Source organism: Rubripirellula amarantea, from assembly GCF_007859865.1.
In the GTDB taxonomy this organism is placed as follows: Bacteria; Planctomycetota; Planctomycetia; order Pirellulales; family Pirellulaceae; genus Rubripirellula; species Rubripirellula amarantea.
Window position 1 is genome coordinate 582,401 of sequence record NZ_SJPI01000003.1, and the last position, 12,050, is coordinate 594,450.

At 53.9% G+C, this 12,050-nt stretch carries 14 protein-coding genes; 10 read left to right on the plus strand and 4 right to left on the minus strand.

The window, feature by feature from the left end:
* Positions 1 to 77: 77 nt before the first annotated feature.
* Positions 78 to 998: a hypothetical protein gene (locus tag Pla22_RS22185; protein WP_146516969.1), complete on the minus strand. Its 921-nt coding sequence runs from the start codon at positions 996 to 998 to the stop codon at positions 78 to 80.
* A gap of 30 nt (positions 999 to 1,028) precedes the next feature.
* Here Pla22_RS22185 and Pla22_RS22190 point away from each other — a divergent pair, with 30 nt between their 5' ends.
* The 7 genes from Pla22_RS22190 (at position 1,029) to rplL (ending at position 6,636) form a co-directional block, all read left to right on the plus strand.
* Positions 1,029 to 1,784: a hypothetical protein gene (locus Pla22_RS22190; protein WP_146516970.1), complete on the plus strand. Its 756-nt coding sequence runs from the start codon at positions 1,029 to 1,031 to the stop codon at positions 1,782 to 1,784.
* Positions 1,785 to 1,787: 3 nt separating this feature from the next.
* A complete protein-coding gene (locus Pla22_RS22195) occupies positions 1,788 to 2,567 on the plus strand; it encodes a hypothetical protein (protein ID WP_242632261.1) in 780 nt (259 codons plus the stop codon).
* A 3-nt stretch (positions 2,568 to 2,570) separates the two neighbouring features.
* Positions 2,571 to 3,326, plus strand: a complete 756-nt coding sequence (locus Pla22_RS22200) for a single-strand selective monofunctional uracil-DNA glycosylase (protein WP_146516971.1) — start codon at positions 2,571 to 2,573, stop codon at positions 3,324 to 3,326.
* An 84-nt stretch (positions 3,327 to 3,410) separates the two neighbouring features.
* On the plus strand, positions 3,411 to 4,736 hold the full coding sequence (locus Pla22_RS22205; RefSeq protein ID WP_146516972.1) for a hypothetical protein: 1,326 nt from the start codon (positions 3,411 to 3,413) through the stop codon (positions 4,734 to 4,736).
* A gap of 199 nt (positions 4,737 to 4,935) precedes the next feature.
* The gene (gene rplA, locus Pla22_RS22210) at positions 4,936 to 5,613 is read left to right on the plus strand and encodes a 50S ribosomal protein L1 (RefSeq protein ID WP_146516973.1); all 678 of its coding nucleotides are present in this window, start codon (positions 4,936 to 4,938) and stop codon (positions 5,611 to 5,613) included.
* Between the two features lie 13 nt (positions 5,614 to 5,626).
* Positions 5,627 to 6,151 carry a 50S ribosomal protein L10 gene (rplJ, locus tag Pla22_RS22215; RefSeq protein ID WP_146516974.1) on the plus strand — a complete coding sequence of 175 codons (525 nt, stop codon included), beginning with the start codon at positions 5,627 to 5,629 and terminating at the stop codon, positions 6,149 to 6,151.
* A gap of 71 nt (positions 6,152 to 6,222) precedes the next feature.
* Positions 6,223 to 6,636: a 50S ribosomal protein L7/L12 gene (gene rplL, locus Pla22_RS22220; protein WP_146516975.1), complete on the plus strand. Its 414-nt coding sequence runs from the start codon at positions 6,223 to 6,225 to the stop codon at positions 6,634 to 6,636.
* 146 nt (positions 6,637 to 6,782) lie between these two features.
* On the opposite strand, the gene Pla22_RS22225 is transcribed toward rplL, so the two are convergent.
* The gene (locus Pla22_RS22225) at positions 6,783 to 7,646 is read right to left on the minus strand and encodes a hypothetical protein (protein WP_146516976.1); all 864 of its coding nucleotides are present in this window, start codon (positions 7,644 to 7,646) and stop codon (positions 6,783 to 6,785) included.
* 251 nt (positions 7,647 to 7,897) lie between these two features.
* Here Pla22_RS22225 and Pla22_RS22230 point away from each other — a divergent pair, with 251 nt between their 5' ends.
* Positions 7,898 to 8,176: a Trm112 family protein gene (locus Pla22_RS22230; protein WP_146516977.1), complete on the plus strand. Its 279-nt coding sequence runs from the start codon at positions 7,898 to 7,900 to the stop codon at positions 8,174 to 8,176.
* Positions 8,177 to 8,180: 4 nt separating this feature from the next.
* Here the strand turns inward: Pla22_RS22230 and Pla22_RS22235 are convergent, their stop codons facing one another.
* Positions 8,181 to 8,420: a hypothetical protein gene (locus Pla22_RS22235; RefSeq protein WP_146516978.1), complete on the minus strand. Its 240-nt coding sequence runs from the start codon at positions 8,418 to 8,420 to the stop codon at positions 8,181 to 8,183.
* 63 nt (positions 8,421 to 8,483) lie between these two features.
* Positions 8,484 to 9,305 (minus strand): pyrroline-5-carboxylate reductase, encoded by an 822-nt coding sequence (gene proC, locus Pla22_RS22240; protein WP_146516979.1) that lies wholly within the window; start codon positions 9,303 to 9,305, stop codon positions 8,484 to 8,486.
* A gap of 230 nt (positions 9,306 to 9,535) precedes the next feature.
* Between proC and argB the strand changes: the two genes are divergently transcribed.
* Positions 9,536 to 10,399: an acetylglutamate kinase gene (argB, locus tag Pla22_RS22245; RefSeq protein WP_146516980.1), complete on the plus strand. Its 864-nt coding sequence runs from the start codon at positions 9,536 to 9,538 to the stop codon at positions 10,397 to 10,399.
* A 95-nt stretch (positions 10,400 to 10,494) separates the two neighbouring features.
* Positions 10,495 to 12,039: an aminotransferase class III-fold pyridoxal phosphate-dependent enzyme gene (locus tag Pla22_RS22255; protein ID WP_165440790.1), complete on the plus strand. Its 1,545-nt coding sequence runs from the start codon at positions 10,495 to 10,497 to the stop codon at positions 12,037 to 12,039.
* Positions 12,040 to 12,050: the final 11 nt, after the last annotated feature.

Below are 12,050 nucleotides of genomic sequence, written 5' to 3' on the forward strand. Positions count from 1 at the left end.
TCGAGGAAGACACGGTCAGCCTCGCCGTGTAATGTCAGATTCGACGGTTGGACCAGATGGATTGATTGCCGGTCCAATTAAAAGGGTTGTACCTGCGAGTCGCCATCACAATCGACACGATCCGCACGGCTCGATCTCGACAACCAACCGGTGATCGCAAACATGCAAACACTAGCGAAGAAACCAACCATGACGGCGGCGTAAACTCTTACCACGGCAACGAGAAACGCTGACCGAACGCTGGGATTCGTCGGCAATGAATCGTCGAGTGTTAAGAACTGGGCGAACCCTAAGCCAAGAACTAACCCCGTGACCAACGCCACCGCTAACAATCCCTTGCCAATACAACGAAGCGTTCCTGAGTTACCGGTAGCTGTCGAATACACCAATCCCGCAATGATCGGTTGGGCCACCCAGCAAACGGTCAGTACGGCCCAGTACATTGCCGCATCAATCCTTGTTTCCGCCAATCTCATCACCGCGAACAAGCCAGCAAATATCACCGTTAGCGTTACGACGTTACCGATCGTGAATTGGCGACGTTCCCGATCGAGATCAGTACGAACACTGAATGAAAGACTCCAATGGCTGATGGCGAAAAGTTGGAACAGCACCACTTGCGAAACCACCATTCCCAAGACGCCTGAAATTAGAACGACTGGTGAGTTGTCACTCGCGACGCTCAGCAACCCCACGACCGCTGCTGTGACCGCCGCTTGTACAAATCTTCGCCAGACAATCGACGACACCACGGTGGCTACCCAAATGCCGCCGCTTGCCAATCCGTAAAGGCCCCCTGAGAAATACAGGCGAACGAGTTGCAGATTCCTATCGAGGGACTCATCGACTATCGATTCGGGGTTCGCCGACGTCAGACGCACGAACAGAACTGCATGAATCAGTGTCCAAGCTGCTATGATCAAGAGAGCCCACCAAGTTAGAATGGGTTTTCGACTGACATTTACGGGCAATTCAGTGGAAAGATTTTTAGTCGTCATCAAGCTCTCAAACGTATTTTACGATCACTCATGGATGGTACCACAGAACCGATCATTGTCGTCATCGGACACCCGATCGCTGGCAATCCAAGTCAACTCGCCATTGAGCGTTCGCTAGCCAAACTAGGATTGGAATGGCGGGTGCTTTCCTTTGATGTTGCGCCCAACGACGTCGCCAAAGCTCTTGATGGCTTTTCGGTTACCGGGATCCAGGGGGTAATGATCGACCCCTCAATTAGAAACCAGGCGATGCAATGGTATGCCCAGTACGCTGAGCTTGACGAAGCAGCGGTCATTGATTGCCTTGACATGGGTGATGACGGCCGGTTCAAGGGAACTTACGAGCGGAAGAATTGGATCAACGATTTGATCGATTCACGAGAATTTGAGACGACCCGCTGGATCGGAGAACTCCCCAGCGACGGTGAAGCCATCCCGCCTGTGGTTGATCCCGACAAGCTCTCAGCGGCTCCCAGCCTGATACCGCCCGAACCCGAAACCATTGCGGCGGCTGACCTTATCCTGTTAGCCGACTTACCCGCCGAAATTAATGAAGACGATCCGCTTGAGGCTGAAGCTTGGCCCGAAAACGATGGAACATCATTGGTCATTGATCTGACGTCGGGTCACGTCGACGCCGCTCGGATCGCTCGGCGAGGTTATCAGTTTGTTTCCGCCTTAGAAATCCAGACCGGCACATTGCAAAGATGCCTGCATCGTTGGACCGGCGAGGACGTCAGCAGCGAAACGATTGCCGAAGCCATCGAAGAATACCTTGGTGTCTGAACGATGAACGATAAGACAGACTCGTTCGTTCTACGAGACGACCGCATCATTGCCACTGTCGCGACGCTGCGGCGACGCATCGAAGAACGGTTTCCCGGTTCGGGCTTATCGGGTCTTTGCCAACGTTTGTTAGACGTGTCACAACACGCGGCAGAACGCGCCAACCAAATTAGTCAGCCGATCAAATCCATTCGCATCCTTGGGTTTGCGATGGCCACTTTGCTAATTGTCGTTTTGGTTGCCTCGGTGATCTATGCGTTATTGAAAGTCGAGGCCGATAAGATTGGCGTGCTCGAATGGATTGCCGCCATTGAGTCTGGTCTCAACGACATCATCTTCTTCGCGATCGCTATCTACTTTTTGGTTCGGCTTGAAACACGAATCAAACGTGAGCGAACGTTAAAGGCTATTCACGAACTTCGGGCAATTGCGCACATCATTGATATGCACCAACTGACCAAGAACCCTGAACGCTATGTACGCGAATGGACCGACACGAAGAACTCACCCAAGAAAACGATGTCCGCGTTCGAACTCAATCGCTACCTCGATTACTGCAGCGAAATGTTGTCCTTGATCGGTAAGATCGCAGCACTCTACGTCCAACACTTCGACGACGCCGATGCGGTCGCGGCAGTCAGTGAAGTAGAACAACTCACCACCGGCCTATCTCGTAAGATTTGGCAAAAGATCATGATCTTGGAACAGACTCGTGTTCTTGATGATTGCAATGACACCCAACCGGACCAACCCGATTCACCTTGCCCTACAACTCCGACTTAAACCATGGCAACTCCTTCCAAACGGTCAGGGGCTCAGTCGGCTCGAACGGCTCTCATCAAAGCCGCCAAGAAGCTGCGTGACCGAGTCGACAAGCTAGAGTTTGCTGAACCGGTTACCCACGTCTACAACCCGCTGCGATACGCATGGAAATCGCACGAGGCGTACTTATCGATGGCCAATGACGCCGGCGCGAAGGTACTGTTTCTCGGCATGAACCCGGGGCCCTGGGGAATGGCTCAAACTGGCGTTCCGTTTGGTGAAATCGCTGCGGTGAAAGATTGGCTCGGGATCCACGAGTCCGTCAAACATCCCAAGAATGAACATCCCAAGCGGATCGTTGAGGGATTTGAATGTCAGCGAAGTGAAGTTAGCGGGCGTCGGCTGTGGGGCCTCTTTCAGTCCAAATACGAGCAGCCCTCGGATTTCTTCAAGCGACACTTCATCGCCAACTATTGCCCCTTGGTGTTCATGGAAAGCTCGGCACGCAACCGAACTCCCGACAAACTTCCGGCCGCCGAGCGTGAATTGCTCGACTCGGCTTGCGACGCTCACTTACGAGCGGTGATCGATGCATTGAAACCCAAGCACTTGGTTGGTGTGGGTGCCTACGCCGAAAAATGCTTAGCCCGCGTGCTGGAAGAGGCATCCTACGATGCACATTTGTCACGCATCTTGCACCCTAGCCCTGCCTCCCCCGCTGCGAATAAAGACTGGTCGGGACAGGCAACAAAGCAGCTTATCCATGCCGGAGTCTGGTAAAACATAAGTATCGATTGATCAACCGCTCGCGCAATCCTGCGTCTTTTCCTGAGTTGACCGCCCGAAAAATTCCGAGAACCATTGATGCTCGCCGAAGACATTAACGATCTCTACAAGCTGCTTCGCGGCAATAAAGCAGCCGCCAAAGTGCTGGAAGCTCGAACGCTCGCGTTTGATGGCAAGCACGAACTTGTGATCGAAAAACTCAACGACGCCTTAGATTCTTACAAGGCGAGTCGTTCCAGATTCCTGAAGCCAGGGGCCGCCGACCAGATCACAGGCAAGGGAGCCGATGCGGATCGACAACGGCGAACTGCCGAACGGAAGTACGAAAAAACGATCGAGGTCATCAAAGCATTCGAAGAATTGATGCCGACGATTGAAAAACTCGCCGAACGTGACCGAAAACGAGCCGAACGCGAATCGGCTAAGCAAGGCAGTGCTTCGCCCCAAACGCAAAGCCCCAGCGAAGAAGAGCCCGCGGCATCCAAAATTGCTGACGACGATAGCGACGACGACAGTTCGCCAGAAAACTCTGGCGCCGAAAACTCTGGCGCCGAGGACTCTTGCGCCGAGGACTCTGGCGACGGAGACACTGGCGTCAAAGACCACGCCGACTCTAATCCCGAGTCATCCGCTGAAGCTGCACCTGCGTCCACCGCAAACTTGGACCAAGCGTTCGTTGACGCTTACTCGAAAGCTGAGGGCGATGAGGTGTTCGACGTGGTTCTGTCGCGGTTTGACTTTCGCGAAATCGCCTCCGAGGGAGACGTTCATTCGTCGGCCTTGTACCTGATCAATAACTCGGACCAACTCTATTTGGTTGAAACCAAAAAGATCGACTCGGCAACTCAAACGGTCGCGATGACCGACATCATTAAAGACAAGCCAGTCAAACCGTTCAAACTTGCTCAGTTCGTCAAGCTTGGGAAAGACCGCAAGATGGTCATGCTCACTCAGCGTGATCAGGCGACGCAATCGGAGTTCGACACCGTCGCAAACCCATCGATGGTTGAGAGTGATACCGAGGACGGAACGCCTGAACTATTAGATATCGGAGCCTTTAGCCAACTGTTAACCGCAGCTCAACGCAGCGGCATGGTTCCAGGTGCCGATCAAATTGCTCACACGCGCGACCGTGAATTTCGCAAAAAGCAATACGACATGGCATTCCAAGCCATCAACAACGTTTTCGCTCAGTTCACGTCCAACGCCAATCAACGGGCGCAGCGACTCACTCGCGAAGACGCCGACATTGCATCGGGCCGAGTCCAGATGTCTCCGAAAGACGTCGTCGCCAAACGTGCCCGCGACCGAGCTCAATCCGCCGAAGTCGAGCGGGCACGACGGCGGTTCCAAATTGTCCTGGAAGGACTTCGCCAATTGATCGCCAATCAAGCCGGATCCTGACTTCGTCGGGATTTTGCTGAAATTCTTTCGCTAGCGAACCGATTGGAGTTGACGACGCGGCGTTCGTCAGCCACATTCTGCGTCTTCTCAGGCAGTGAGCCTGGGCAAGTGGGAGAGTTTGCCGCTAGAAACTGCTTTTTAAGTGGATTCTGGGCCAGGTGAATTTGCCAAACCACCCGACAACTGAGAGTCGTGACCTATGGGTAAAAAATCAAAGCGCTATCGCGCCGCGCTGGAAAAACAGCCAAAGACACCGCTGCCACTTAACGAAGCGGTTGCCGTTCTTCAAAAGTATGATTCGACCAAGTTCGATCAGACGGTTGAAGTCCACATGCGTTTGGGCGTTGACCCGAACCAGGCCGACCAAATCATTCGCGGTTCGCTCGTGTTGCCAAACGGCATCGGAAAGCAACAGCGAGTCGTCGTGTTCGCCAAGGGCGACGCCGCCGAAGCAGCTCTTGCTGCTGGGGCCGACGAAGTAGGCCAAGATGACTTGGCCAAGAAAATCAAAGACGGCTGGACCGATTTCGATGTTTGTATCGCCGCTCCCGACATGATGGGTTTGGTGGGTCCACTCGGACGCGTCCTCGGCCCTCGCGGGATGATGCCTAGCCCACGTGCTGGCACGGTCACTCCCGATGTCGGAAAGGTTGTAGCGGAATACAAGGCTGGTAAGGTCGAGTTCCGCAACGACAAGGGCGGAAACGTCCATGCCATGGTTGGCAAGATGAGTTTCGACACTGAAAAGTTGGCCGAAAACATCCGTGCTTTCATCCAGTTCGTCGAAGGCTTAAAGCCGCAAACAGTGAAGGGTGCCTATGTCAAAGGCATCGCGATTTGCGGCACGATGAGCCCCAGCGTCCGCGTAGCGGGTTAGGTGAACCAAAACGATGAGTAAATACGTCAAAGAACTAGTGACTCGCGATATCAAGCGTCGACTCGAAGGAGTCGAAGATGCGGTCGTGGTCTCATGCGTCGGAATGGACGCAAACACCACGAATGAACTTCGCGGTGAACTGGAAAAGAAAGACATCCACATGTTGGTTGTCAAGAACACACTGGCTCGTCGGGCAACCGAAGGCTCGCAAATCCACGGTGCTTTTGAAGGTGCCGCCGGCCAAGTGAGTGTTTGCTGGGGTGCATCGGACTTTGTTTCGCTTGTCAAGGAAATCGTCAAGCTCGACAAAGACAAAGAAAAGTACGAGAAGTTCGTCGCCGGTGGCGGCGTCATGGATGGCGAAAAACTTGATGCCGAGGGCCTTAAAGCCGTCAGCAAGTGGCCTAACCGCGAAGAACAAATCTCGATGCTTGTTGGACAAATTCTCGGACCTGGATCGCAGCTTTCAGCGGCGCTTCTCGGCCCTGGCAAGATGCTCAACAGCCAGATCAAGAAAAAAGGCGAGGGCGACGAGTAGTCTCCCGTTTTTCATAATCACGTTCCCAACTAACCAACCAAACTAACTCATTCTGTTTTCGAGGTAGAGACATGTCCGAAGAAACCGCCGTCGCCGAATACAGCGCCGAAGCAAAAACCATGGGCGACAAGATCGCCGAAATGACCCTTAAGCAAGCCAAAGAGCTTAGCGATTACCTGAAGGATGTTCACGGCATCGAACCCGCTGCTGGCGGTGGAGTTGTCATGGCCGCTGCAGGTGGTGGCGATGGTGGCGGAGACGCTGCTGCTGAGCAAACCGAGTTTGACGTTATTCTGACCAGCTTCGGCGACAACAAGCTGAACGTGGTTAAGGTCGTTAAGAACTTGACCGGTGCTTCGCTGATGGAAGCTAAGAAGATGGTCGAAGGCGTTCCTGCGAAGCTCAAAGAACAAGCTTCCAAGGAAGACGCTGAAAAGGTCAAGAAGGAAATCGAAGAAGCTGGTGGTTCGGTCGAACTCAAGTAGTTCGCTACCATCGCTTGAACCCAACAAAAAACCCACGCGTGTTTTCACGCGTGGGTTTTTTTTCGTTGTTGGTACGCCGGGTCGGCATTGCACTGACGCGACGGTACGTTGACTTGATCGCTCGAACGCCTTTGACGTTCACACCCTTACCGCATGAACGGCAAGCTTGGCAAGTTCGCGATTCCAACTCCACCCGATGCAGGTGGTAGTGCTTGACCGCGAACGGTCGAGCTACTTGGATACAACTCCGTCGCCCGAACGCCACTTTGGCCTTCGTTGCGTCGCGGTGGGTCACTGGTCATGCGTCCCACACTGGTAGCCGCGATTCGAGGAGCCGAAAAGCTCGGTGCCGTGTAGGCCGGGCCAACGGCATATTGGGATCCGCCAATCGGTTCGACACGAGCGGTGCTATCAAGCGGACGTAGCCGTGCGGCCACAGCGCTGTCGATTCCCGGTGAAGCCTGTTGGGCCGGAGCCACTTTACCGACGGGTTCGAATTCCACTTTCTGCTCTCGTTCCATCCGAACGATTTGCTGTGGAACTTCCACAGTGCGGTTTTCTGCGACCCACTCGGTTCGCGAGTCCGTCCGATTGACGACTTCGTTGCGAGCTTCCCAGCGTGTTTCGGGAACATGGTGATACGCGACCGTCGGGCGTGCAAACGGATTCCAACGACCGTGCAGTCGCGGTTCCCATTTGTATTCCACGACCGGCTGATATACCGTCCTCGCTTCTGGCTTCGTTTCGGTAACCGTCTGTGGTCGATAGATGGTTTGGTTTCGCGATTCAACTTTCGTTTCAATCACGGGTCGCTCAACAGTTTTAGCGACCTTTCGATACACGATCCCCGTCGCGGGATCGGTAAAGAAGCCGTTATTGTCTTGTGCTTGAATAGGTGAGCTGATCACGATGGAAGTCAGCGTGCACCCGACAAACGCAAGAGTTGCTTGCTTGATCAAACGTTGGCCACCAAAGTGGTCAACAAGCTGAGAATAGATCCGAGCTTTCATGGCAATCCTTCGCCGCGTGGTTCGGACAGACGGTTCACAGGAGACGCTCTCCTCGCACCCAACTTGCGCATTGCTGCGACAAGCCGCGAATCTGTTTGCGTCATCCTTGACCCAATCAGTTTCATGCGACCTGTGTCTACCCCGTCATCCCAGCAGACACAGTACCTCAAGGGACAGTTCGGCAAGAACGAACGTCGCTTTTGAGCTAAACTGGTGAACAAGCGCAAATTCGTTAGTCAGAAGGAACAATCATGCGGCCCAGCGTTGCCCAACACTCGATTCCAGAAAAACTGCTCGCAATGCTTCAAAGCCCGACGGAGTCAGGTAACGGTCCGTTTCGGCAAGCGGATGCTGCTTTGATTGAACGAATCAACCATGCGATCGCGGAGGGCAATGGCGACATCCGAGATGGATTCGACCAAAGAGTTCAGGTGCCAATCGAAGGCGGTATCGTGTCGGGAAACCAACTGTACCCCGTCCGAAACCGCACCTTGTGCCTGGTTGCGGGCGACGCAATCCAGATCCGCTAGCAGCTTACCACTGCTTTTCGTCTTCGCCGGGACTGGGACCATTGCACCACTTCGTAAGCCCTTGAACGGCTTCATCTCGGCCTTCGCCATTGGTCCAGATTGAATCGTCAACGTCCAAGCGAATCTCGTATTCGCCCTCGTGCATGCAGTCAGGTTCGCCGCAGAAATGCGGCACGTCAGCCACCCACACAATGCGATACAGGGGAACCCATTTGTCGTCGATCTTTAGGAGAGGTGAATCCACGGACTTCTCTTTCTAAGTTTCAAACCGTTAAGTAGAGCGAATCTTGACTCAACTGACTTTGCATCAACCGAGCTCTTTGCTACGAGCGGTCGCTGCGTTTACCGCCGCAATCAAACCACCCCGAACCCCATTCTGTTCAAGAGCGTTAAGTCCGGCAATGGTTGTTCCGCCAGGGCTAGCGACTGCATCCTTTAGTTCTGCGGGATGACGACCGGTTTGCTGAATCATCTGCGCCGTCCCCAAAACAGTCTGCGTCGCCAATTTCATGGCCAAAGATCGAGGCAAACCAGATGCAACACCGCCATCGGCCAACGCTTCAATGATCAAACAAACGTACGCGGGACCGGATCCACTGAGCCCCGTCACGGCATCCATTTGCGACTGTTCAACTTCAACGGCGAGCCCTACCGCGCCCAGCAGCGTGTCGATCGTTTGGCGGTCGGGCTGAGTCACCTCGGATCCTACGCAATAGGCACTGGCACCGGCACCAACGAGACTGGGCGTGTTGGGCATGACGCGCACAACCCGTCCGTGGCCGGCTCCGGCGGATAGAGTTTCCAAACTCACACCTGCGGCGATTGAAACAACAAGTTTGCCGTCCCAAAAACCGTTGGGTTGGTCGAGGACTTTCGACACCACATTTGGCTTGACGGCGATCAGAACCGCACTAGAAGCCGGCACAGCTGAAGCGAGCTCTGTCAGAGCGACGCCGGGCTGATTGGCGGCCCACCACGCTTGGCTTTCGGCATTAGGTTCGACGACCTTAATTTGGTCCGCCTGAACCACATCACTGGCGAGCATTCCGCCCACCAGAGCCCGTCCCATTTGACCTCCGCCGATGATTGTCCAGGAATTTGCAGTGGCCGAGGTGTGTCTAGCAGTCATGAATGAAGATTTCGTTTGGTTTGAGCATTCTCGAAGTAGGGTAATAGGCTACCCAAACTCAATTGACCCCATAGGCCTGCCGCCGTAAATTGATCGGTTTTTCTAAGCCTAAATCCTGTTTGAAATTCGGACGCCCCATGAACTTTGATGCAAAGGGAACTTTACCTGCTGCCGAATTTCCGTTTCACCCGGATAATAGTCCCAGTCACACCCCTCGCGGAGAATTCAGCGTGGAAGAAGCTATCGGCAAAGCCAACACGCTCATCGAAGCCATGGGCTGGATTCGTCGCTTTCGCGGCAAGACCACGGTCATCAAACTCGGCGGTAGCCTGCTCGATGACGAAAATGCACTCATGCATATCTTGCTCGATGTGATTTTCATGGAATCGGTCGGCATGAAACCGGTCATCGTCCACGGTGGTGGAAAGGCGATTAACCGAGCTTTGGCCGAATCGGGCATCGAGCCAAACTTCGTTCGAGGTCGCCGCGTCACGGATGCTCCCACGTTGAAGGTGGTCGAAAAAGTTCTCGCCGGTGAACTGAACGTCTTTATTACCGATGAGATCGAGCGACTCGGCGGCCGTGCTATGAATCTCTCATTCACGACCACCAATGTCCTGTTCGGTGAAAAGTTACCCACCGAGGAAGATGAAGACCTTGGCTTTGTCGGACATGTCACACGAGTCGACCGAAGCGTAATCGAGGGATTGTCTTACACCGATCAAGTCCCCGTCATTCCGTCGATGTGCGAGGGCGAAGACGGACAAAGGTACAACGTGAATGCAGACACCGCCGCCATGGCCGTCGCTCAGGCGCTAGGTGCCGAGAAGCTTGTTTTCCTTTCTGATGTCAACGGTGTGCGACGCGATAAGGACGACCCGAAGACGATTATCGATTCGCTTTCTGCAGAAGAAGCGAGAAGCTTGATTAAGGAAGGCGTGATCAATGGCGGAATGATTCCAAAGGTCGAAGCCTGTTTGGAAACCCTCGATCGTGGAGTCCGCAAGGTTCACATCGTCGATGGTGCCGTACGCCATTCGCTGCTGCTGGAGATCTTTACGACCAGCGGAGTCGGGACTGAGATTCACGCGTAGCGATTCTTTTTCCCTCGATCGATTGTGTGAATTTCGCCGTCCGGCCCACTCACACGTTAAGCCCTCCCAATTCTCTCTGTGTCAGGACGAATTTCATGGACCCGAATAAAGAAGACATTCCGGAAGACGACGATCTTTCGGAAGAGCAGTGGGACGGTGAAGACGACGAAGAAGAGTACGAAGAAGGTGAGGACGAGGATGGTGAGGACGACGATGACCAGGAAGAAGATGATGATGATGATCAGGATGTCGACGACGAATTAGAAGACGTAGAGGTAGAGGACGTAGAAGTAGAAGACGCCGTCGATCAGGAAGCGCCGGTCCTGCAGCGAGATGCGTCTATCAACCAGGACGAAATTGTTTACGAATCGACTTCGGCTACGCTCGTCGACTCGGAACCGAGTGATATCGACGAAGATTCCGATGCTGCAATCACCGAGTCGGTTTCGCCGTCATACCAGGACGAACCATTTGCGTTGCCTGTGTTCAAGCGAGCCGAATTTGGTGGCGATCCCGCTGGTCTTCTTCGTAGCGGTGCCGATGGCCTCGAACTGATCGACGCTCTTGCCGGCCGAGTGAGCATTTTCGGCTTGGACACCAAGACCATTCGATCGGCGATCAAGAAACGTCTCGACAAAGACCTTGGCGATGCATTGAATCGTTTTGCTGCCGATGAACCCAACGACATCGCGAACCTAATTAGTCAGTGCAACGCTTCATCGTCCAATGCGATTTTCGATTCCGCTGCCGTTTACCCTTCGTCGGAACTCGCACTCGAAGCAATCTTGGCTGCCTCACGAATGCGGGACCAAGGTGCCCGTTACCGAACGATCGCGATGGTAGGCAGCGATCATGGCCGAACTGGAATGTGCCGCACCGCCAGTGGCATCTCGGAACTCCGTTCCGGATTTGGTCCCATGATGGCAGGCTTTGACCACGTTCCCGTAGGCGATCTCAACGCGGTGGAATCGGCGATCAACGAGCAAACGGGTTGCATCTTAATCAGCCCGATTCGGCTTCTCGACGCCGCGCGTCCCGTCACTCAGGATTACCTTGAGGGTGTTCGCATGCTTTGCGATGAACATGGGCTGCTATTAATCGTCGACGAATCCCAATTGGTTTTCGGCAGTACTGGCGAAGCCTTAGTTAGCTCTTCGATCGCTGACATTAATATCGATGCGGCAATCTTGTCGGCTGGGTTACTAGGCGGACTTGACGGCGGATTGCTGCTGACATCGGCAGAGACCACGCGGTTTACTTCGCAACAACGTTCATGCTGTCCCATAGAAACAACAGCCATCGAGGCGACACTATATGAATATCTCGACCGAGAATTGGTGTCCAGCGCTGCGAACCGAGCGCACGAAATGGCCGTCTCTATTGCTCAACGTGTCGCGGGCTACGAGTTTGTTCGCGATGTGATCCCGATGGGAACCTCTCTGGGTATCGAAACAGACTTGGATTCTGAAGTCTTGGCAGCCCACTGCATGCACTTTGGCGTGTACGTTGAAACCGCTGGCGAAACCGCGATTCGAATGTCGCTACCCATCACACTTGAACCTGACGACTTGAACACACTGCTTGATCGACTTTCCAATGTGTTCGAAGCCTCCGAAAAATATCAACCTATCCCAACCTAGAAGACACTTTC

What these genes read in the sequence shown, in the direction of transcription:
- Pla22_RS22185 (WP_146516969.1), bottom strand. Translation starts at nt 998, where the DNA reads ATGACGACTAAAAATCTTTCCACTGAATTGCCCGTAAATGTCAGTCGA.
- Pla22_RS22190 (WP_146516970.1), top strand. Translation starts at nt 1,029, where the DNA reads ATGGATGGTACCACAGAACCGATCATTGTCGTCATCGGACACCCGATC.
- Pla22_RS22195 (WP_242632261.1), top strand. Translation starts at nt 1,788, where the DNA reads ATGAACGATAAGACAGACTCGTTCGTTCTACGAGACGACCGCATCATT.
- Pla22_RS22200 (WP_146516971.1), top strand. Translation starts at nt 2,571, where the DNA reads ATGGCAACTCCTTCCAAACGGTCAGGGGCTCAGTCGGCTCGAACGGCT.
- Pla22_RS22205 (WP_146516972.1), top strand. Translation starts at nt 3,411, where the DNA reads ATGCTCGCCGAAGACATTAACGATCTCTACAAGCTGCTTCGCGGCAAT.
- rplA (WP_146516973.1), top strand. Translation starts at nt 4,936, where the DNA reads ATGGGTAAAAAATCAAAGCGCTATCGCGCCGCGCTGGAAAAACAGCCA.
- rplJ (WP_146516974.1), top strand. Translation starts at nt 5,627, where the DNA reads ATGAGTAAATACGTCAAAGAACTAGTGACTCGCGATATCAAGCGTCGA.
- rplL (WP_146516975.1), top strand. Translation starts at nt 6,223, where the DNA reads ATGTCCGAAGAAACCGCCGTCGCCGAATACAGCGCCGAAGCAAAAACC.
- Pla22_RS22225 (WP_146516976.1), bottom strand. Translation starts at nt 7,646, where the DNA reads ATGAAAGCTCGGATCTATTCTCAGCTTGTTGACCACTTTGGTGGCCAA.
- Pla22_RS22230 (WP_146516977.1), top strand. Translation starts at nt 7,898, where the DNA reads ATGCGGCCCAGCGTTGCCCAACACTCGATTCCAGAAAAACTGCTCGCA.
- proC (WP_146516979.1), bottom strand. Translation starts at nt 9,305, where the DNA reads ATGACTGCTAGACACACCTCGGCCACTGCAAATTCCTGGACAATCATC.
- Pla22_RS22255 (WP_165440790.1), top strand. Translation starts at nt 10,495, where the DNA reads ATGGACCCGAATAAAGAAGACATTCCGGAAGACGACGATCTTTCGGAA.